The sequence below is a fragment of the Sporolactobacillus terrae genome, from assembly GCF_019930545.1.
In the GTDB taxonomy this organism is placed as follows: domain Bacteria; phylum Bacillota; class Bacilli; order Bacillales; family Sporolactobacillaceae; genus Sporolactobacillus; species Sporolactobacillus terrae.
This window is the reverse complement of the sequence record NZ_CP082837.1, coordinates 1,218,864-1,238,628: the sequence shown is the minus strand read 5'-3', so window position 1 is coordinate 1,238,628 and position 19,765 is coordinate 1,218,864. Positions and strand designations below refer to the sequence as shown.

23 protein-coding genes are annotated in these 19,765 nt (G+C 43.8%); 20 read left to right on the top strand and 3 right to left on the bottom strand.

The genetic code is table 11. From position 1 onward, the window contains the following. Nucleotides 1-29 precede the first annotated feature (29 nt). A complete protein-coding gene (locus K7399_RS05670) occupies nucleotides 30-488 on the top strand; it encodes a DUF2663 family protein (protein ID WP_028976294.1) in 459 nt (152 codons plus the stop codon). Between the two features lie 54 nt (nucleotides 489-542). On the opposite strand, the gene K7399_RS05665 is transcribed toward K7399_RS05670, so the two are convergent. The 3 genes from K7399_RS05665 to K7399_RS05655 are packed head-to-tail and all read right to left on the bottom strand — an operon-like array spanning nucleotide 543 to nucleotide 1,629. Beyond that, complete coding sequence (locus K7399_RS05665; RefSeq protein WP_028976295.1) at nucleotides 543-1,109, bottom strand: manganese catalase family protein; 567 nt, start codon at nucleotides 1,107-1,109, stop codon at nucleotides 543-545. 24 nt (nucleotides 1,110-1,133) lie between these two features. After that, nucleotides 1,134-1,403, bottom strand: coding sequence for a spore coat protein CotJB (locus K7399_RS05660; RefSeq protein ID WP_028976296.1), 270 nt, complete (start codon nucleotides 1,401-1,403; stop codon nucleotides 1,134-1,136). Between the two features lie 4 nt (nucleotides 1,404-1,407). After that, on the bottom strand, nucleotides 1,408-1,629 hold the full coding sequence (locus K7399_RS05655) for a spore coat associated protein CotJA (protein WP_028976297.1): 222 nt from the start codon (nucleotides 1,627-1,629) through the stop codon (nucleotides 1,408-1,410). Between the two features lie 171 nt (nucleotides 1,630-1,800). Here K7399_RS05655 and K7399_RS05650 point away from each other — a divergent pair, with 171 nt between their 5' ends. The 19 genes from K7399_RS05650 to K7399_RS05560 all read left to right on the top strand — a co-directional run bounded on the left by K7399_RS05650 (nucleotide 1,801) and on the right by K7399_RS05560 (nucleotide 19,765). Beyond that, on the top strand, nucleotides 1,801-2,577 hold the full coding sequence (locus tag K7399_RS05650; RefSeq protein WP_081791724.1) for a metallophosphoesterase: 777 nt from the start codon (nucleotides 1,801-1,803) through the stop codon (nucleotides 2,575-2,577). Nucleotides 2,578-2,786: 209 nt separating this feature from the next. After that, on the top strand, nucleotides 2,787-3,410 hold the full coding sequence (locus K7399_RS05645) for a genetic competence negative regulator (RefSeq protein ID WP_028976299.1): 624 nt from the start codon (nucleotides 2,787-2,789) through the stop codon (nucleotides 3,408-3,410). Nucleotides 3,411-3,663: 253 nt separating this feature from the next. Beyond that, a complete protein-coding gene (locus tag K7399_RS05640) occupies nucleotides 3,664-4,974 on the top strand; it encodes a Glu/Leu/Phe/Val family dehydrogenase (RefSeq protein ID WP_414625733.1) in 1,311 nt (436 codons plus the stop codon). 356 nt (nucleotides 4,975-5,330) lie between these two features. Next, complete coding sequence (gene sleB / locus K7399_RS05635; protein ID WP_051575338.1) at nucleotides 5,331-6,122, top strand: spore cortex-lytic enzyme; 792 nt, start codon at nucleotides 5,331-5,333, stop codon at nucleotides 6,120-6,122. Between the two features lie 12 nt (nucleotides 6,123-6,134). Then, nucleotides 6,135-7,463 (top strand): germination protein YpeB, encoded by a 1,329-nt coding sequence (gene ypeB / locus K7399_RS05630; protein ID WP_197021233.1) that lies wholly within the window; start codon nucleotides 6,135-6,137, stop codon nucleotides 7,461-7,463. Between the two features lie 148 nt (nucleotides 7,464-7,611). Then, on the top strand, nucleotides 7,612-8,295 hold the full coding sequence (locus K7399_RS05625; protein WP_028976303.1) for a flagellar brake protein: 684 nt from the start codon (nucleotides 7,612-7,614) through the stop codon (nucleotides 8,293-8,295). A 52-nt stretch (nucleotides 8,296-8,347) separates the two neighbouring features. Next, nucleotides 8,348-9,025 (top strand): (d)CMP kinase, encoded by a 678-nt coding sequence (cmk, locus tag K7399_RS05620; protein WP_028976304.1) that lies wholly within the window; start codon nucleotides 8,348-8,350, stop codon nucleotides 9,023-9,025. Next, complete coding sequence (locus tag K7399_RS05615) at nucleotides 9,022-9,618, top strand: lysophospholipid acyltransferase family protein (protein WP_028976305.1); 597 nt, start codon at nucleotides 9,022-9,024, stop codon at nucleotides 9,616-9,618. The genes cmk and K7399_RS05615 overlap by 4 nt, the downstream gene beginning before the upstream one ends. A 73-nt stretch (nucleotides 9,619-9,691) precedes the next feature. Continuing rightward, nucleotides 9,692-10,849, top strand: a complete 1,158-nt coding sequence (rpsA, locus tag K7399_RS05610) for a 30S ribosomal protein S1 (protein WP_028976306.1) — start codon at nucleotides 9,692-9,694, stop codon at nucleotides 10,847-10,849. A 394-nt stretch (nucleotides 10,850-11,243) separates the two neighbouring features. After that, the gene (gene der, locus K7399_RS05605; RefSeq protein WP_028976307.1) at nucleotides 11,244-12,560 is read left to right on the top strand and encodes a ribosome biogenesis GTPase Der; all 1,317 of its coding nucleotides are present in this window, start codon (nucleotides 11,244-11,246) and stop codon (nucleotides 12,558-12,560) included. A gap of 17 nt (nucleotides 12,561-12,577) precedes the next feature. Beyond that, entirely contained in the window at nucleotides 12,578-13,180 is a 603-nt protein-coding gene (gene plsY, locus K7399_RS05600) for a glycerol-3-phosphate 1-O-acyltransferase PlsY (RefSeq protein ID WP_028976308.1), read from the top strand. Nucleotides 13,181-13,221: 41 nt separating this feature from the next. Then, nucleotides 13,222-14,274 (top strand): NAD(P)H-dependent glycerol-3-phosphate dehydrogenase, encoded by a 1,053-nt coding sequence (locus tag K7399_RS05595; RefSeq protein WP_028976309.1) that lies wholly within the window; start codon nucleotides 13,222-13,224, stop codon nucleotides 14,272-14,274. Nucleotides 14,275-14,342: 68 nt separating this feature from the next. Then, the gene (locus K7399_RS05590; RefSeq protein ID WP_028976310.1) at nucleotides 14,343-14,609 is read left to right on the top strand and encodes a stage VI sporulation protein F; all 267 of its coding nucleotides are present in this window, start codon (nucleotides 14,343-14,345) and stop codon (nucleotides 14,607-14,609) included. Nucleotides 14,610-14,943: 334 nt separating this feature from the next. Next, entirely contained in the window at nucleotides 14,944-16,431 is a 1,488-nt protein-coding gene (gene spoIVA / locus K7399_RS05585) for a stage IV sporulation protein A (protein WP_037563031.1), read from the top strand. Between the two features lie 260 nt (nucleotides 16,432-16,691). After that, nucleotides 16,692-16,964 carry an HU family DNA-binding protein gene (locus tag K7399_RS05580; RefSeq protein WP_010023597.1) on the top strand — a complete coding sequence of 91 codons (273 nt, stop codon included), beginning with the start codon at nucleotides 16,692-16,694 and terminating at the stop codon, nucleotides 16,962-16,964. Between the two features lie 434 nt (nucleotides 16,965-17,398). Further along, complete coding sequence (gene folE / locus K7399_RS05575; RefSeq protein WP_028976312.1) at nucleotides 17,399-17,962, top strand: GTP cyclohydrolase I FolE; 564 nt, start codon at nucleotides 17,399-17,401, stop codon at nucleotides 17,960-17,962. A 27-nt stretch (nucleotides 17,963-17,989) separates the two neighbouring features. Next, on the top strand, nucleotides 17,990-18,229 hold the full coding sequence (gene mtrB, locus K7399_RS05570; protein WP_028976313.1) for a trp RNA-binding attenuation protein MtrB: 240 nt from the start codon (nucleotides 17,990-17,992) through the stop codon (nucleotides 18,227-18,229). 43 nt (nucleotides 18,230-18,272) lie between these two features. Continuing rightward, nucleotides 18,273-19,028: a heptaprenyl diphosphate synthase component 1 gene (locus K7399_RS05565; RefSeq protein WP_164875489.1), complete on the top strand. Its 756-nt coding sequence runs from the start codon at nucleotides 18,273-18,275 to the stop codon at nucleotides 19,026-19,028. A 29-nt stretch (nucleotides 19,029-19,057) separates the two neighbouring features. Next, on the top strand, nucleotides 19,058-19,765 hold the full coding sequence (locus K7399_RS05560) for a demethylmenaquinone methyltransferase (RefSeq protein ID WP_128166738.1): 708 nt from the start codon (nucleotides 19,058-19,060) through the stop codon (nucleotides 19,763-19,765).

The window sequence follows — 19,765 nt, the reverse complement described above, 5'->3', positions numbered from 1 at the left end:
TCATAGTATTGAAATGAGGTGATGGGGCGATGTCTCTAAAAGAATATCGAGATAATGGTCAGATATCCGGCGTTTTATTCACGATACTAACTGAAATGATCAAAAGAAAGAAGGCCAAAGAACGGTGGGCGCGCAGAGAAGCTGCCGCCGGATTTAGCCTTATGCTTTGTGCCGGTATCGTAGTTGTCTATGCATTTTTATTAAATGATCGCGCCATTCGTTCAATTCATGACTTTTATATGCGCGTTACTCAGCCATTTAGCGCAAGTTTTCTGTTCTTGTCTTTGCTTCTTTTACTCGTTTTTAGTTACACGCACAGTGAAAGAGAAGATGCGGATGATGACTACGACGACCTTAAAGATGAAATCATTGAACGTACAGACGAATTGTGGACGTCTGAGGAGGCTGATGTACAAAACGATACGATTCGCTTTCATGTACTGACTTTCTTAAAGAAAGAGTTTGATATTAATCTTTTCTATAAATAAAAGGCTGCCGAACCAAAGTTGGAAAGCAGCCTGTTTGATCGAATTGTTCAATGATCAGAAGATCCTTTTTTTGCTTTGCTCTTCTTTAAGTATTTCTACTGCCTCTCGGAAACGTTGCGAATGAACGATTTCACGCTCACGCAGGTAACCCAGAGAGTCGTTAATCAACGGATCATCAGTTATATTAATAATCCATTGATACGTCGATCGCGCTTTTTCTTCTGCAGCAATATCTTCATACAAGTCAGCGATTGGGTCGCCTTTTGACTGAACGCCGAGATCATATTTTTGACCGGCTGCATTATGATAATAAACCGATTTCCCATGATCGACGTAGTGATCGCCGAGACCCGCTTCTTTTAGTTGTTCCGGTGTCGCATCCTTTGTCAGTTTGTAGACCATTGTGGCAATCATTTCCAAATGGGCAAATTCTTCTGTACCGATATCGTTCAACAAACCAATAACACGGCTCGGTATCGTGTACCGTTGATTCAGATAGCGCAGTGCGGCGGCCAATTCGCCGTCTGTTCCACCGTATTGCTCGATAAGAAACTTGGCAACGCCAGGGTTGCAGATGCCGACACGAACCGGATACTGCAATTTCTTCTCATAATACCACACAAATTCCGCCTCCTTAGGACGTTTTCACACTTGCCATGGCCAAGGCGTGTCTTTCCATTTCCATGGATAAGCGGAGAGACTATGTCCAAAATTCTGCAGCGGACCATAACGCGCCTCAAAGTTTTCGCGGAGTTCAGCACTTTTCTTGGCCGCCGAATTGAATTGTTTCAGTGCTTCCAAATCATTAGGATGTGTGTCTAAATACAAATTAAGTTCCACGAGTGTGAAATCGATGGCTTGAAGTGCTTTAAGATCGGGATAATAACTCTCCGGTACTGGTGTTGAATCAGCCACATCCTCAGCCCCTTTCCTTTGTTTTGTATGGATTGGTATACGGTGTATAGAGTCCTGGCCATAACGTGCCGTGTGCAAGCGCGTCAAAGGGAGAAAATTGTTCCATCCCTTTTGGTTGAAAGCCAAGATAGAGCTGCACCGGGGTTTCATAAGAGACGGGGGTTAAAGGAGGACAGGGATCATGCGGACTGATGTACGGTGCATACCATTTTCGTGAGGATGCCACGTTATTACCTCCCTTCTAAACCTTGAAATTACTTCGACATCATTGTATATGCGTGAACGGCTCGTACATAGACCGGATTTCATTTATCTTTTCTATTCGCCCTGACACAGATCTGCTTTCTGATGCGAATAAATAAAATACCGGTTTAATCGTACGCGGATGGAGTGAGAAATGATGGTTACTTTTTTAGCGGCTTTACTGATTGGGGCTGCCGTACTTTTATTAGGTTGGATGTTTCTTGAGGGACACTTAAATCGCGTTTTAACGCTCGATCTGGAATTTGCTGATTTGCCGGATCCTTTTATTGGCAAGCATCTGTTTTTTATCTCCGACATTCATCGGCGCCGCATCTCTGAATCTTGGCTGAATGCATTAAAGAAATCCATGGACTATGTGGTAATCGGAGGCGACCTGACGGAAAAAGGAGTTCCGCTTAAACGAGTCGAAGCTAACCTTCGTCTGTTGACTTCTTGCGCACCAGTATTTTTTGTTTGGGGGAACCATGATCGTGAAGCAAAGACACAACAAATAAAGACGCTGCTGGATCAATACGCCGTCACCGTAATCGAAAATGCAACCTACATCATTGATGAGCAGGGGTATTCGCTCAACTTTTGCGGGATTGATGACTTGCTTGCCGGTCAACCTGATCTTGAACAGGTGCTCAACAGCCGTCGAAGCAATGCACCAACCGTACTGTTCAGTCATAATCCGGATATTAAGCATGAATTGAACGGGAAAATGAAGATTGATTATGTTATTTCAGGGCATACACACAGCGGGCAAATAAATTTTTTCGGGTTCACTTTAAAGGAGAAGGCAGGTGTAAAAAAACTGCCGTTTGGGACACTAATCATTAGCAGCGGTTACGGGACGACTAAAATTCCGCTAAGACTTGGAGCGAAGCCTGATGTATTACTGCTCACGCTGCAACGCAATCGACTTTGAAGAGAAGAAATGCTTGTACATTTTCAGTCTGGCGTTGTATACTACACTCAAGTTCATCGTGCACACTTTCGGAGCGCAGCAGTTTGCGTCGTGTTCGGCCTGTATTTCAGACAGGAGACACCGAAATATGCTGAGATCATATACATACAGTAAAGGTCTACAGTGATGCGCAATTGAGATCAGGCTGGACGGCAAGGGGGACATTTGCGATGCGATTGGAACGTTTAAATGCAAACAGGATTAAGATTTTCCTGACTTTTGACGACCTTAAAGAACGAGGCATTACAAAAGAAGATATGTGGCACGACTTGCCAAGCGTTGAGAAACTCTTTCGGGACATGATGCTTGAAGCAGGTGATGAGCTGGGCTTTGAAGCATCGGGACCGATCGATGTTGAAATATTTTCCCTTCCGGCACAGGGAATGGTTGTGATTGTGTCTAAAGGGATGAAGAGTAGTCATGATCAAACAGATGATGATTTCAGTGATGACGACGACTTTATCCAAATGCAGGTAACGATGGATGAAAGCCAAGATGTTCTTTATCAGTTTGAGCAGCTGGATGATGTCATTGCACTAGCGAAGACACTATATGATTCAGGTATTCGTACAGGAAGCCTATTTCTATTTGAGCATAAATATTATCTGCACTTCGATGAACACCATTTAGATGATTCGTTTGACGTTGATACGTTGGTTGCAATTCTTGCGGAGTACGGCAATACATCAACCATTACAATCTTTCGACTGGAAGAGTACGGGAAATGCCTGATGAAGGATCAGGCAGTTGCCGATCTATACCGCTATTTTGTTAAGACTCCGCATACGAAGTAATGCGGAGTTTTTCATGGCAGATAAAGAAAGTTTATGATTTTTTCCCGTCCTTAAGCCAATAGATCCGTGCCTTGGCCAAGAATCAAAGCGGAGGTCAGCGGCGGAATCGTTTTTCTTACTTTATTTTGCACAAGCAATGGGCAGAAAGCGAATGGTTCATTCGCTCCATCTGTTTGTGTCAGGTATTATAATTATAGTAGACTTTATGCGCAAGCAGGCTGCTTCATGAGTGAAATTCGCATGAATAAGCTTTATGCAGCCATTCATTGCTGCCGGCGCAGAAAGGAAGATTTTGGTGTCGGTATTTCAACAAGACTTTACAAAAAAGCAGGTTTGCTTTCTTGCTTCAGTACACGGAATGATCCAAGAAGCACTCGCTGAACTAGGCTATTCTGAAGAAGTTTTTGAGCTGCTCAAAGCGCCTCAAAGAACCCTTACCGTCAGAATTCCAGTTAAAATGGATAATGGACAAGTTCGTGTGTTCACCGGTTACCGCGTGCAGCACAGCTTCTCAGTTGGGCCTACAAAAGGTGGCGTTTTGTTTCATACGGAAGTTTCGGAACCTTTATTGCATGGACTGTCTTTAATGAACAGTTTAAAAAACGGTTTACTTAATATACCGTTTGGCGGAGCAAAAGGCGGCGTACTCTGTGAGCCAAGAGAGCTCTCCGTTCGAGAGCTTGAATTGCTGAGCCGCGGCTACATACAGGCCATTCGTTCTGTAATTGGCCCATATCTTGACATTCCTGCGCCTGATATTTTTACAAATTCCCAAGTGATGGCTTGGATGATGGATGAGTATAGTAAAATGTGTCCCGACCAGTCGGCCGGATTTATTACCGGCAAACCGATTGTACTTGGTGGTTTGAAAAGTCGGGAACATGCTTCTGGACGTGGTATCGTCTTATTTATTTCAGAAGCGGCACGTAAAAAGGGTATAAATCTCAGTCGCGCTACAGCGATTATTCAAGGATTTGGTGAACTCGGAGGTTATGTCGCTCAATCACTCGCTGATTCAGGGGTTACGATTACCGGTTTATCCGATGCTTATGGCGCCGTATATGATCCTGATGGTCTTGATTTAACGCATTTGATTGCCTGCAGAGACAGCTTTGGAACAATCACGAAGCTGCATGAACATTCGCTGACCAGTCAGCAACTTCTGGGGAAACCCTGTGATATTATGGTCTTGGCAGCAGTAGCCAATCAGATTACGGGCAGGGCGTCACAAAAGATTAACAGCTCGCTCGTCGTCGAAGCGGCCGAAGATGCGGTTTCTGATGATGCTGCGGAATGGATGACCCAAAATGGCATTTTGTTTCTTCCGGAAATTTTAACCAGTTCGGGAGATATGACTGCTTCATACATTGAATGGGCACAGAACAGACAGGGGCTTATTTGGAGTAAACAAGAAGGTGAAATGCGTGTTCGACAGATCTTAGCCGATGCTTTTGAACGCATTCATCATATTGCTGAGGAGCGCAGCATATCCATGCGTTCGGCTGCATTTCTTGCCGGAGTATATAAAATTGCTGAATCTGCACGAACACGCGGCTGGTTATAGTTTATCTCTGCCACACATTTTTCATGTCATGCTTCATTAAATAATAAAAATGACCGTCGATAAACTGAATAAATGAATTGAAGAGGTTGTCTCAACATCCTATAACGATGAGACGATCTCTTTTTTTGTTTCATTACACGAAACATTTGCTGAAGCAGGCAGTAACGCATGCAGGTGATTCGAGCACTTTTGCGACCGTTTCTCTTTTTATGAAATACATAATTTGGCTCATAGTTGGAACCATAAATGTGATTTCTGAGTTGCTGGAAATCAGAAGAATAATCAAGGAGTGTTCGATACACTCGGGGAGGATCAAATCATTGAAAAAACGACTGATTCGAGTTTTTTATGCTGCGATGCTCGCATCTGTACTGCTGTTTGTTCACACGAATGAGGCAGCGGCATTTTCAGATCGTGTCATTATGCGGGGAGATACGGGTGATGATGTTATTGAACTGCAGGCGCGTCTTCAATATATCAGTTTCTATAAGGGAAAAATTGATGGTGCTTTCGGATACGGAACCTATTGGGCGCTTCGAAATTTTCAATCTCAATTTGGTTTAAAGATCGATGGAATGGGAGGCGCTCAGACAAAACAGAAACTGGTGAAAGCTTCCCAATACGATCGTAATTTTGTGATAAGCAATCTCAATGCAGGCAATACATTTACCTACTATGGGGGGATTCCGCTCAGTCAGCAAGTTCAAAAGAAAGCTCAATCGCCAAGCGGGTCTGCAACTACAGGAAAACAAAACCAGGGAAAATATACGATTGATAATTTGCCGCAAGGCTATTCAAAATCAGACATTAACTTGATGGCTAACGCGGTCTATGGGGAATCAAGGGGGGAACCTTATATAGGTCAAGTGGCTGTCGGAGCAGTCATCGTCAATCGTGTCGCAGATCCCCGATTTCCAAACAATATCTCTGACGTAATTTTTCAGCCGGGTGCATTCACAGCCGTTTCAGATGGTCAAATATGGCTGACACCGAATGAATCGGCAAAAAAAGCAGTCATGGATGCGATTAACGGTTGGGATCCTTCAAACGGTGCGATCTATTACTTTAATCCGGACACGGCAACCTCAGCTTGGATTTGGACAAGACCGCAAATTGGAAAAATTGGAAAACACATTTTTTGTAAATAGGAGGTAATTTTATTGAGACGCCGGTATTGGATTATCATATTGTCAGCAGCATGCGTCATGCTCATTATCGGTTTAGCTGTTTGGGGTTTTCAGGAACGGCAAATGAAAAAGAACGTGATGATCCATGCAGAGAATCATTATCAACAAGCTTTTCATGAACTGAACTACTATGTCGATTCATTGGAAGAATCATTAGGAACAGCACTCGCAATGCAAACGCGCGATACGATGCGTCCGCAACTCGTTGAAACGTGGCGCTTAAGTGCGCTTGCTCATGCGGCAGCGAATGAACTTCCGCTCACCTTGATGCCCTTTAATCGCACCAATGAATTCTTGTCACATGTCGGCGAATTCACCTATAACACCGGTGTAAAATCGACCAACGATCGAAAGTTAAGTGACAAAGAATATAAGAATCTTCAACAACTCTATTCCGAGTCACGAACGATTCGTGACGGATTAAGGGATGTCCAGGCAAAAGTGATGAAAGAGCATTTGCGTTGGATGGACGTTGAGTATGTGCTTCAAGATAAAAACCAGAATCAAGATAATCAAGTCATTGACGGGATGAAACGGATTGATAACCAAGCGACTGAATATACAAACAGCTTCAGTCCTGAAAATCCCAAAAATGTGGTGTTACAGAAGAAAAACCTAAATCCGATAAAAGGGACAGAGGTCTCCGGCAGTCAGGCGGTTTCCCACTTAAAAAAATGGACCGGACTTTCGAATGCTCAAGTTGTTAAAGTGGCTAAAGCGGGAAAAGGTTCGAATGTGCCCGCCTATGAGATCAGCATGAAAGCAAAAAAACGTTCGCTGAGTGCATCGGTGACCAAAAAAGGTGGGCATGTGATCTGGTATCTTTTTGAGCGCCCGGTTAGGAAGGAAACGCTTTCGCTTTATGAAGCGTCTCAGCGATCAGGAAACTATTTAAACCAGCACGCGTTTAAAAATATGGAGCTGACAAAACGGAACAAGTATAATCATGTTGCTGTACTCACCTATGTTCTGCGGAAAAACAACATTCGTGTGTACCCGGCATCAATTCGGATCAAAGTGGCACTCGATAATGGTGAAATCCTTGCATTTGATCAAACGGATTATCTGTTTAATAAATGCGACAATGTGCCGTTGAAACCGGGACTGTCTGAAGCGGAAGCACGAAAACAATTGAACCAGAATTTGAAAGTACAGGAAACTGATCTTGCCGTTTTCCAGAATGCAATGCTTAAGAACGTATTGTGTTACGAGTTCTTTGCAACACGGGGCAATGACACATATCGTGTATTGCTGAATGCGGCGAATGGCAATCAAGAAAAGGTCGAATTGCTTAAAGAATGATTGACCATGCATCATGCGCAGATGAGTATTGCTCAATGACTTGGCTGAACTTAGCCATCTAATGTATAATAGGTGCTAGATGTGAACCATTGGCATGACTTGGCAAATCAAGCAACTCGTGTTTGATTAAGCGTTGGGGGAAACAACGATGCAAATGAAGGTCGGCAGCACACTCATATTAGAACACCGAAATAACCAGAACGAAATCAAGCGCTACCGATGCAAACTTGCAGAAATTCGGGATCAACTGCTTCTTATCGATTATCCTATAGATGAGAAGACAGGTCGGACGCCTTTGCTGTTAAACGGAACGAACTTCATGGCTGTTTATTTAGTTGACGATCATGTGTTCCGTTTCCCAACAACTCTGCTGCACCGATCAGCGGGTAAAGTACCGTTGCTGGCAATAAGCTTTGGCGGAGAGAATCAAATGCAAAGCATTCAGCGGAGAGACTATGTTCGCGTTGCTTGCAACGTCGACATAGCGATTCACTCGACGGAAGGTATGTTCAGTCCTTTTACATCATTGACAAGTGATCTTGGCGGCGGCGGCGCGTTGGTTCTGCTGCCGGATAAATGCGACGGGCTTCATGAAGACATGATGATTCATGCATGGCTTTCTTTGCCAACGGCATCCGGAAGCTATCATTACCTTGTACTTCGTGCACAAGTGACACGTATTTTCACAGATAAGAGGACGAATGGACAAAGGGCGAGCATTCAATTTCTCCCTGATTCGGAAAAAGAAAGGCAGCCGATCATTCGCTATTGCTTTGAAAAGCAACTGGAAGCAAGGAAGAAACAAATGGATCTGGAAATGCGCAGATCGTGATATGGTGACAGGACTATGTAAGAGACAAGACGGATGGGAGCAAGCAAGGAACATGGAGAATTTATTTCAAGTGGCAATCGATGGACCGGCAGCGGCAGGAAAAAGCACCGTTGCAAAGATTGCTGCCAAAAAATTGGGGTTTGTTTATATCGATACAGGCGCAATGTATCGATCACTGACTTTTAAAGCGCTAAGCGAAAATGCGAATTTAAACGATGGTCATCAGTTAAAGCAATTGCTTGACCGAACAGAGATTCAACTCGTACATGACGAGTCGGGGCAAAAAGTCTATGTTGATGGCGAAGATGTTACCGAACGCATTCGCTATCCTGATGTTACCAAACAGGTTTCACTTGTATCTTCTTATGAAGAAGTACGGACGGAAATGGTTGCACGCCAGAGAAAACTTGCTGAATCCTGCAGTGTGGTCATGGATGGACGGGATATCGGTACACATGTGCTTCCCAATGCTCAGGTCAAGATTTTCTTAATTGCTTCCGTTGATGAGCGGGCCGTTCGCAGGTATCGAGAAGAGGAACTTAAAGGCAGGCATCCATCGATGGAATCGTTAAAGGCGGCGATTGCACTGCGGGACAAAAAAGATATGGAACGAGAAATCTCTCCGCTGGTTAAAGCAGAAGATGCAATCGCAGTCGATACAACGTCAATGAGTATTGAAGACGTTGTGTCACAGATTCTGCATTATGTAAAGGAGAAACAGCTATCTTGAACCTTTATTCAATTGGGAAGCCATTAGTTGCGCTGTTCTTTCGTTTCAGATTTAAAATCCAAGTGATTGGACAGGAGAACGTACCGGATCAAGGCAGTACACTGATTTGTTGTAATCATCTTTCTAATTTTGATCCGCCTTTAGTCGGCACATCGCTTTCACGGCCACTAAGCTTTGTTGCTAAAGAGGAACTGTTCAAAATCCCTTTATTCGGAGCGGTGCTTCACCGCTTGAATGCCTTCCCGATTCGAAGAGGGACAGGCGACCGCGGGGCGATCCGTTTAGCGATGAAGCTGCTTCGCGAAGGACATGCGTTGTTGATTTTTCCTGAAGGGCATCGGAATTTGAAACATACGAAGATGCAGCATGCCTACTCAGGCGCTGGTTTTTTCGCCTTGAAAACGAATGCGCTTGTCGTTCCCTGCGCCATTATCGGGAATTTTAAATTTCGCGGAAAAATGAAAGTTGTGTTTGGCAAACCATTAAACATGAAAGAATTAAAAGATCGGAAACTGAAAGCTTCCGAAGTAACCGCAATTATTATGAAGCATATCGAACAATTGATTGCTACTCATACAGGTTCTACGGCTTGACAAAACCGGTTAATTGTAAGAAGTTAGAACTAGGATATTTTCTCGTTTGGTTAATTAAAGGAGGTCCCGGAGAATGGTTGAAGAAGTGAATCATGATATGGCACAATTCGATGCCTTGAATGTTGGAACAGTTGTAAACGGCAAAGTAACAAAAGTGGAAGAAAAACATGCACTAGTTGATGTTGGATATAAAGTGGACGGCATTCTTCCGATCAGCGAGCTTTCCAGTCTCCATGTTGAAAAGGTTGCTGATTTGCTCAAAGAAGGCGATGAAATCAGCGTCAAAGTGACAAAACTTGAAGACGATGAACTCGTCTTATCGAAGCGTGAAGTAGATGCAGATTTGGCATGGGACGACCTTGAAGACAAATTCAATAACAAAACAACATTCTCAGTTGAAATTGCGGATGTTGTAAAAGGCGGATTAGTTGTCGACTTGGGCGTACGCGGCTTTATTCCTGCGTCACTTGTTGAACGTCATTTTGTTGAAGATTTCAGCGACTATAAGGGCAAACCACTTGATGTGAAAATTGTTGAACTTGACCGTGAAAAACGGAAAGTCATTCTGTCACATCGTGCCGTCCTTGACGAAGCAGCCGATAAAAAGAAAACAGCAACTCTCGAATCAATCCAGGAAGGGTCTGTTCTTGAGGGAACTGTTCAACGTTTGACTGATTTTGGCGCATTCGTTGATATTGGCGGCGTTGACGGTCTTGTTCATATCTCTCAGCTCGCCCATTATCATGTCGAAATCCCTTCAGAAGTAGTCGCTGAAGGCGACCATGTGAAGGTTAAAGTGCTGGCTGTAGATCCGGAAAATGAACGAATTTCTCTGTCGATTAAAGCAACACAGCCTGGTCCATGGGAAACTGCAAAATCAAAAATCAACGTTGGCGACGTGCTTGAAGGCACGGTAAAGAGGCTGGTTCCATTTGGGGCATTTGTTGAATTGCTGCCAGGTGTTGAAGGGCTTGTTCATATTTCTGAGATTTCTCACGAACATATTGGAACTCCGGAAGAGGTACTCACCGAAAATCAGAAAATCAAGGTCAAGGTTCTTGATGTGAATTTTGATGAACAACGGGTATCGTTAAGCATTAAGGCGCTTGAAGAACCTCAACAGGAAGCAAAACAAGAAGTGCAACCGGAAGAAAATCCTGAAATCGAAGAAGCATCGACAGGATTCTCTCTTGGCGACATGATTGGCGACCAATTAAAGAAGCTAAAATAAACAAGCTCTATGATTGCAGCAAACAAGCGGAAATTGTTGGGAGCATGTACCTGTTTCCTTCGTTTTTTCGCTTTTTCTGTATCTTAGTGGATGTGAACCAGAATTAAAGCGGTTTAAATGACCGATCAAAGGATATAGTATGACCAAGGAGTCTTGATGAAGAACCTCTCCTGCAAAAGGAAAGGTTCCTTTATTGTGATTAAAATGATAAAAGAGTTTTCCGTTTAAATGTGTTAAAATCAAAAGTTGTTTCTGTATTAATTTAAGTAAGGAAACCTATCAAAAAAAGAGAACACGAATTAGGCTCAATGTTTCATAAACGTGAACCAAAGCAGCCCGATAAGTAGGGGTTCACAGGATGAGTGATTCGCAACTGCTTTCTAGGAGGAAGATTATGTCTAAACCCACGATCGCCATCGTTGGACGTCCAAACGTTGGTAAATCGACTCTATTTAATCGGATTGTCGGCGGGCGTCTGGCCATCGTCGAGGACAAACCCGGAGTAACTCGGGACCGGTTGTACGGAAACGGTACATGGCTGACGCACGAATTCCATGTGATTGACACCGGCGGAATTGAGCTTGGCGATGAGCCCTTGCTGCAACAGATGCGTGCACAAGCAGAAATTGCTGTAGATGAATCTGATGTCATTTTATTTATTGTTGATGGAAAAACGGGACTGACCGATGCGGATGAAGCGGTTGCGCAGCTGCTGAGGCGTTCAAGTAAGCCTGTTGTTCTTGGCGTAAATAAGCTGGATCATTATAAACAAAGAAATCAGATGTATGAGTTCTATTCACTGGGGCTTGGCGACCCTTACGCTATTTCTTGCGCTCACGGTCAAGGAATCGGCGATTTGCTTGATGCAGCAGTTACTAAATTTCCTGCCGCAGAACAGGCATCAGATGATGACGGCGCGATCCGATTCGCACTAATCGGCCGCCCAAATGTCGGGAAGTCCTCTCTTGTAAACACCATTTTGGGCAAACAGCGAGTCATCGTCAGCGATCTTGCAGGGACAACCCGTGATGCGATAGACACACCGTTCACTAGAGACGGGCAAGGCTACGTGATCATTGATACAGCGGGGATTCGCCGCCGCGGACGGGTCTACGAAAAGACAGAGAAGTACAGTGTCCTTCGTGCGCAGCGGTCGATTGAAGAAGCCGACGTCGTGCTTGTGTTAATTAACGGTGAGGAAGGCATTATTGAACAGGATAAGAAAATTGCCGGATATGCGCATGATGCTGGTCGAGCAATTATCATTGTCGTTAATAAATGGGATGCAGTAAAAAAAGATGGCAAAACAATGCATCAGTTTGAAAAGAAGATTCGTGAACAATTTCAATTTATTGATTATGCACCGATTGTTTTTCTTTCCGCGCTTACCGGCAGCCGAGTGGATCAAATTTTGCCGGTCATTCAACAGGTTGCAGAAAATCACAGCTTGCGTATTCAGACAAGCTTGCTTAATGATTGCATCATGGATACTGTTGCAATGACACCGCCGCCATCCGACAAGGGAAGACGACTCAAAATTTATTATGTAACGGAGGTTGCCGTTCGGCCGCCTACCTTTGTGCTGTTTGTCAACGATCCGGAACTGCTGCATTTCTCTTATTTACGACATATTGAGAACCGATTTCGTGAAACGTTCGGTTTTATCGGCACACCAATTAAACTCTTGTCCCGCAAGAAAAATGAGAAATAAGAGGGGATCATTAAATCATGTGGATTGCGCTATCAACAATTATTTCATACCTGATTGGATCAATAAGCTTTAGTTATCTTATCACGAAAAAAATAAAAAAGATCGACATTCGAAAAACCGGAAGTGGGAATGCAGGAGCTACGAATACTTTGCGGGTTCTTGGCACTGGTCCTGCTGTCGGCGTTTTGCTTCTGGACGTTTTGAAAGGCGTGATCAGCATTTTGATTGCTCAAGCGTTTGGACTTCCAGAATGGGCCGTTGCACTTTCGGGATTGGCTTCAATAATCGGCCATGATTTTCCAATCTATTATGGTTTTAAGGGCGGCAAAGGCGTTGCTACAACCATTGGTGTATTCTTTATGATTATGCCGCTTTACGCACTGATTGCCGGAGTGATCACGCTCCTGATTATTTTTGCAACACGGTTTGTATCGCTTGGTTCCTTATTTTTTCTCTTGGCGGTCCCGGTCTTAGGCTGGATCTTTCATAATTATTCAGCAGGTGTTCTGGTCGTGGCTTTTCTCATCACCATTCTTGCATTCTATCAGCATCGCGCAAATATTAATCGATTGATCCATGGCAAAGAAAATAAGCTCGGACACAAGAAAGTACAGGCATAACGATTTCTTGTTCAATCTAACTGCTGAAGCGAGGAGGAAAAATGATGGATAAGAAAATAGCTGTAATTGGTGCAGGCAGCTGGGGTACCGCGCTGTCCATGGTGCTTAGCGATAATGGATATAATGTCTCACTATGGAGCCACAGGAAACTGCAGGCGGAAGAAATTCAAAATCAGCATACAAACGAGAAGTATCTCCCGGGTGTTGTTCTATCCAACTTGATCAAAGGTACCGACCGTTTAGATGAAGCACTAAAAGATGCATCTGCATTGTTGCTTGTTGTTCCTGCAAAAGCGATGCGCGACGTTCTTAAACAAATTCGTACGAAACTGAATCACCCGCTCTTATTTATTCATGGCGTTAAAGGAATTGAACCGGGCTCATTCAAACGTATGTCTGAAGTGATCATGGAAGAGATTCCTGAATCCTTGCGCTCAGGGGTTGTTGTACTTTCCGGGCCCAGCCATGCCGAAGAGGTCTCACTTAGACACCCGACAACCGTTGCCGTTGCTTCACCAAATTCCCAAGCAGCAAAAACAGCACAGGATTTATTTTTTAACCATTATTTCCGAGTGTACACAAACGAAGACATGATTGGTGTTGAGATTGGCGGTGCATTAAAAAATATTATAGCACTGGGTGCGGGTATGCTTGACGGTCTCGGCTATGGGGATAACGCCAAAGCAGCCCTAATTACACGGGGTTTGGCGGAAATTTCCCGTTTAGGAACCAAACTGGGCGCCTATCCATTGACGTTTATCGGTTTAACCGGAATGGGTGATTTGATCGTCACTTGTACGAGTGTGCATAGCCGTAACTGGCGTGCAGGAAATATGCTTGGGAAAGGTCAAAAACTTGACGAGGTCCTCAAATCAATGGGAATGGTCGTTGAAGGCGTACGGACCGCAGAAGCAGCACATGCATTGGCAGAAGGGCTGAATATCGAAATGCCGATCACAACCGCAATTTATCAAGTTCTTTTTGAGGGAAAACATCCAAAGACTGCAGTTGATGAACTAATGGATCGCGACAAGAAGGATGAAATTGCTCCGTTGACACACAGTTTAAACGAACGAATGGAACAAAAACATTAATGGCCAAGGAACACCTCCAATATTCCGCGCATACATTATAAAGAATGCAGGGTAAAGGAGGACGCTCATTGGATTCCAATAATCCTTTTTTTGATAACATCGAGAAGAAGACAAACGTGAAGAAAGATGAGATTTTTAAGATCGCTGATTCTGTTTCTAACGCCGATTTCAGTGATCCGCAGGTTGTTAAAGACTTAGTTGCCCGAATTGGTCAGACAGCAGGGGTACCCGTTTCTAAGGAAAAAGAAGACGCAATTGTTAAAGCGATTACTTCAGGAAACATACCGGGGAATTTTTCGTCACTGTCTAAAATTTTCAGCCCAAAGCAAAAGTAATGGGCTGACGTCAGCGGCAAAGAAAGCAGGATTTGCATAAAATATAGGGGCGTCAACCATTTTGCAAGAGTTTAAGGGCGTGGAAGGACTTAGTCATGCGGAGAGAAGACTTTATGGTCTTCTCTCTAATTTTTTTTGCGCAAAGTAGTCATAAAAAAGCATAGAAACAATAGCTTAATAGGGATAGGCAGCATATAGTCCAGCTGCCGGTCCAACTTTGATCACACCTTCGGAAGATCCAAATATTATAGGCATATTTAATGGACAAAGTCATATGTTTAGAACGATCACCGAGGTAATTTATTGCAGAAGGAGGAGCGGGAGGGTGCCAACTTTGGAAAAACTTGAACGAGTGGATATTTTCAAAGACATTGCGGAACGAACCGGCGGAGATATTTACTTAGGGGTCGTTGGAGCTGTCCGAACCGGGAAATCGACGTTTATTAAGAAATTCATGGAACTGGTGGTTCTGCCAAATATTGAAGATGAGGCAGACCGTGTTCGCGCTAAAGACGAATTACCGCAAAGTGCAGCAGGCAAACAGATTATGACAACCGAGCCTAAATTTATTCCTAATCATGCAGTTAAGGTTACGGTGGAAGAAGGTCTGGATGTCAATATTCGTGTCGTTGACTGTGTCGGTTATGCGGTAAAAGGTGCAAAAGGATTTGAGGATGAAAATGGTCCGCGCATGGTGCACACACCGTGGTACGACGAACCGATTCCTTTTCAGGAAGCGGCGGAAATTGGAACGCGCAAGGTTATTCAAGAACACTCGACGCTTGGCGTCGTCATTACGACTGATGGATCCATTGGAGAGATTGGCCGAGAAGATTACGTTGAAGCTGAGGAACGCATTGTTGATGAATTAAAAGAGGTCGGCAAGCCGTTTATTTTAATTATCAACTCAACGCATCCCTACCATCCGGAAACCGAGGGATTGCGAAAAGAATTGTCTGAGAAATACGATATCCCATGTCTCGCCCAGAGTGTCGAGAACATGACGGAGCATGATATTAACAACATTCTTCGCGAAGCACTTTTTGAATTTCCAGTGCTGGAAGTGAATGTGAACCTGCCAAGCTGGGTGATGGTGCTCAGCGATGAACACTGGCTGCGCAAGAGCTATGAAGACGCGGTCAAAGACACCGTTAAGGATATCAAGCGGCTTCGCGATGTAGATCGGGTCGTCGGCACGTTTGGCGAATACGATTTCATTGAGAATGCGCAACTGTCCGGAATCGAAATGGGGAAAGGAACGGCAGAAATTGATCTGTATGCACCGGATAATCTCTATGATCAAGTGCTCAAAGAGGTCGTTGGCGTTGAAATCCGCGGTAAAGATCACTTGCTGCAACTGATGCAGGAATTTGCGCATGCGAAACGTGAATATGATCAAGTGGCCGATGCATTGAAGATGGTGAAACAGACCGGTTATGGAATTGCAGCACCATCCATCAATGACATGAGTCTCGATGAACCGGAGATCATTAAGCAAGGCTCTCGTTTTGGTGTGCGGCTGAAAGCTGTCGCACCGTCCATTCATATGATCAAGGTGGATGTTGAATCTGAATTCTCCCCAATCATTGGAACAGAAAAACAGAGTGAAGAACTCGTTCGCTACCTGATGCAAGACTTTGAAGACGATCCGCTTTCAATTTGGAATTCCGATATTTTCGGGCGTTCCTTGAACTCGATTGTTCGAGAAGGCATTTCTGCTAAACTGGCATTAATGCCGGAAAATGCACGGTATAAACTAAAAGAAACCTTGGAACGAATTATCAACGAAGGCTCCGGGGGACTGATTGCGATCATCCTATAACACGCGAATGAAATCACTTGAGATCCCACCAGGGGTCTTTTTCTTTGCAAAAAATAGCTTGGATACATCGCCATCCAAATCGGTCGCTGTGATTCAATTTTTTTCGCCTTTTTCATAGGAAGAACGATTAAAAAGCTGATAATAGGGCAATATTTTTATAAAAGCTGTTGAATTCTTCCATTACTTCGTATATGATAAGCGTTGTTGATGTTTCATCCAGCGCAAAAGGGGAGTTAATCCCTTTTAAGGAGGTGAAAGTGTTGAATAAGACTGAATTAATTACTGCGGTTGCAGAATCTGCAGAATTGTCTAAAAAGGATGCTACAAAAGCGGTTGATTCTGTCCTGTCAACGATTGCCGATGCATTGAAAGATGGCAACAAAGTTCAATTAATCGGATTTGGCAACTTTGAAGTTCGCGAACGCTCTGCACGTAAGGGGCGCAATCCTCAAACGGGCGAAGAAATCGAAATCAGCGCAAGCAAGGTGCCGGCATTTAAACCGGGTAAAGCATTAAAAGAAGCCGTCCAATGATCTGAAAGATTACATAGGACGTACATTGGAAGGAGCCATCCATTTCGGATGGCTCCTTTTGCAAGCTAAAGAAAGTTTATGATCCTGTACAAGGCAAACGGTTGCGAATAGCGCGCAGGGCGACGTTCATCGGTTCAGCCTGTTGATGTGAGCGTCTTGTAACGTATCGTTATTAAAACAAGTACAGAGCGACAGCAAAGGGGCTTAGAGAAGGGCAGCCGGAAGATTCTCATAAGAAGCAGACCCGCTTCGTTTTTTATTGGAAGGATTCTTAAGGATCGATCAACTTTTCTTTATTTTTGTATTGGGCTATGCTAGAATTTTCTATTAGAGCAAGTAATCGTACATAGATTTGCATTATTGAGCCTGAATCAATAGAGCTCACCATTTACGATTTCGTTTTGCGGGACATGGAATTTGGGAGGATATGTTTAGTGAACGTGGATCATGAAAAAATAGAGAAAGCTGTTCGGATGATTCTTGAGGCTATTGGGGAGCAGCCGGACAGGGAAGGACTTATTGAGACACCGAAACGTGTGGCTCGTATGTACGAAGAGATCTTTCAGGGCATGCGGCAGGATCCGAGAGAATATTTGTCGAAAACGTTTCATGAAGCGCATGAAGAATTGGTATTAGTAAAAGATATACCCTTCTATTCAATGTGTGAACATCATCTTGTTCCTTTTTTCGGCAAGGCACATGTTGGCTATATTCCAAGAGGCGGACGGGTAACTGGTCTCAGTAAACTGGCACGGGCGGTTGAAGCGGTTGCCAAGAGACCGCAGCTTCAGGAACGATTAACTTCAGAAGTTGCGAACAGTATCGTTGAAACCTTGCGGCCTTATGGGGTGATTGTAGTAATCGAAGCCGAGCATATGTGTATGACGATGCGCGGTGTAAAAAAACCAGGAGCAAAAACAATTACTTCTGCGGTACGCGGAATTTTTCAAAAGGATTTGAATGCGCGTGCGGAAGCGATGTCGCTTATCAATCATTAAACAATGAAGAAAGTGAGGGATCGTTTGATGGAACTGAAAAATGAAGAAGTATTAGGGGATTACTTCGTGATCAAGGCAGAAGAAGACGGTGTGAATGTCATTGGTCTGACCCGCGGAGCGGAAACGCGTTTTTTTCACACGGAGAAACTGGATAAAGGTGAGGTCATGATTGCACAGTTCACCGAGCATACTTCAGCGATTAAGGTACACGGGCAGGCAACCATTCAGACAAAACATGGGGTAATCCAAGCTGAATCGAAAGCATGATGCGTTCTGCCATTTGAAAATGTTTGATATGGGGGGGCAAGCTTTGTCGCTATTTAAAGAATTAGACTTGGTCTGTCATCAGCTTTGTCTTGAATTAAAGCATGAGTATGTACAAGCGGTTCTGCCGAAACCGGACATTGATCGAGATAAGCTGACGATTTACTATATGCTTTTTCGAATGAATGAGCCGCAACAAGCCGCCGGCTCCTACACGAAAAGTGTGATGGTTGCTGAAATCGGATTAAACACCCATGAAACCATGACTTGCGAAAAGCGAACGAACAAAGAACTGCTCAAGCAAAGGCAGCTAACGGTGCTATCCGGTGATTTCTACAGTGCACTGTACTATTACACACTTGCACGACAATCGAATATTGAACTTGTTAAATGGGTCGCTCAAGCAATACAAAATTTTAATGAATATAAATGTGCCTTATTTTTCCCTCCCGTCCATTTTGGCTGGCAGGAGCTAATCCATGAAATAAAGAAAATTGAGAGCGCTCTAGTAGGGAAGATCGCGCGCCAGCTGGGCTTTAAGCATGTTGTTCCGTACATTAGTGATTTTTTCTTAATTAAACGGCTCATTGCGGAAAGGGATCTTAGAAATGAGGAAAAACATACGGGATACTTTTCAAAAATGCGCCTCGATGATGATGACCAGCTGGTTGAAAAATTAGATTCGGAAATAAAAAACCGAACCGCACAACTGTCACAAGCATTGAAACGGTCAGAGGATCAGTCCGAGCTCTTTCTCAAATTAAAGGATTATATAAACCTGCAATTGCCGCTAACGGCATAAAGGTGATAAAGAGAGGACTGAACGAAATAATGGAGAAAGAAGCAAAACGTGAGAAAGTGCACCACGTCTTTCAAAAAATTTATAAGCGGTACGACGCGATGAATTCGCTGATCAGTTTTAATCAACATAAAGCGTGGCGTCGAAAGGCTGATGAGCTTGTCGCAGCAAGACCGGGTGATCGTATTATTGATGTTTGTTGCGGTACCGGTGATTGGACAATGTCTCTTGCTGAAAAGGTTGGAGCAACGGGTCGAGTTGTCGGTCTTGATTTCAGCGATAATATGTTGAAAATCGCAAAGATGAAACAAGATGCGAATCAGTTTGAACATGTGCAGCTTGTAAATGGTGATGCCATGGATCTTCCATACGAAGACGCTTCGTTTGATCGTGCTACGATTGGTTTCGGTTTGAGGAACGTTCCGGATTATTTAACGGTTCTTAAAGAAATAAATCGTGTCCTTCGTCCAGGGGGGACTTTGGTATGCCTTGAAACGTCGCAAACGAAGATACCGGTTTATCGACAACTGTACTTCATTTATTTTCGATTTATGATGCCGATGCTTGGAAAGTTGTTTGCGGGAAGTTATAAAGAGTATGCTTGGCTAAATGAATCCGCTTCAAAATTTCCAGACCAAAAGACACTTTCCAAGTTGTTTGAGCAGGCCGGTTTTGCCAACATTTCGGTTCACTCATTAATGGGAGGTATTGCGGCTATTCATAGAGGAATAAAGGCTTGA

Bases quoted from the DNA above. Each gene is read 5' to 3' on its own strand.
- K7399_RS05670 (WP_028976294.1), top strand. From the start codon at position 30: ATGTCTCTAAAAGAATATCGAGATAATGGTCAGATATCCGGCGTTTTA.
- K7399_RS05650 (WP_081791724.1), top strand. From the start codon at position 1,801: ATGATGGTTACTTTTTTAGCGGCTTTACTGATTGGGGCTGCCGTACTT.
- K7399_RS05645 (WP_028976299.1), top strand. From the start codon at position 2,787: ATGCGATTGGAACGTTTAAATGCAAACAGGATTAAGATTTTCCTGACT.
- K7399_RS05640 (WP_414625733.1), top strand. From the start codon at position 3,664: ATGCAGCCATTCATTGCTGCCGGCGCAGAAAGGAAGATTTTGGTGTCG.
- sleB (WP_051575338.1), top strand. From the start codon at position 5,331: ATGCTCGCATCTGTACTGCTGTTTGTTCACACGAATGAGGCAGCGGCA.
- K7399_RS05625 (WP_028976303.1), top strand. From the start codon at position 7,612: ATGCAAATGAAGGTCGGCAGCACACTCATATTAGAACACCGAAATAAC.
- cmk (WP_028976304.1), top strand. From the start codon at position 8,348: ATGGAGAATTTATTTCAAGTGGCAATCGATGGACCGGCAGCGGCAGGA.
- rpsA (WP_028976306.1), top strand. From the start codon at position 9,692: ATGGTTGAAGAAGTGAATCATGATATGGCACAATTCGATGCCTTGAAT.
- der (WP_028976307.1), top strand. From the start codon at position 11,244: ATGTCTAAACCCACGATCGCCATCGTTGGACGTCCAAACGTTGGTAAA.
- plsY (WP_028976308.1), top strand. From the start codon at position 12,578: ATGTGGATTGCGCTATCAACAATTATTTCATACCTGATTGGATCAATA.
- K7399_RS05595 (WP_028976309.1), top strand. From the start codon at position 13,222: ATGATGGATAAGAAAATAGCTGTAATTGGTGCAGGCAGCTGGGGTACC.
- mtrB (WP_028976313.1), top strand. From the start codon at position 17,990: ATGGAACTGAAAAATGAAGAAGTATTAGGGGATTACTTCGTGATCAAG.
- K7399_RS05560 (WP_128166738.1), top strand. From the start codon at position 19,058: ATGGAGAAAGAAGCAAAACGTGAGAAAGTGCACCACGTCTTTCAAAAA.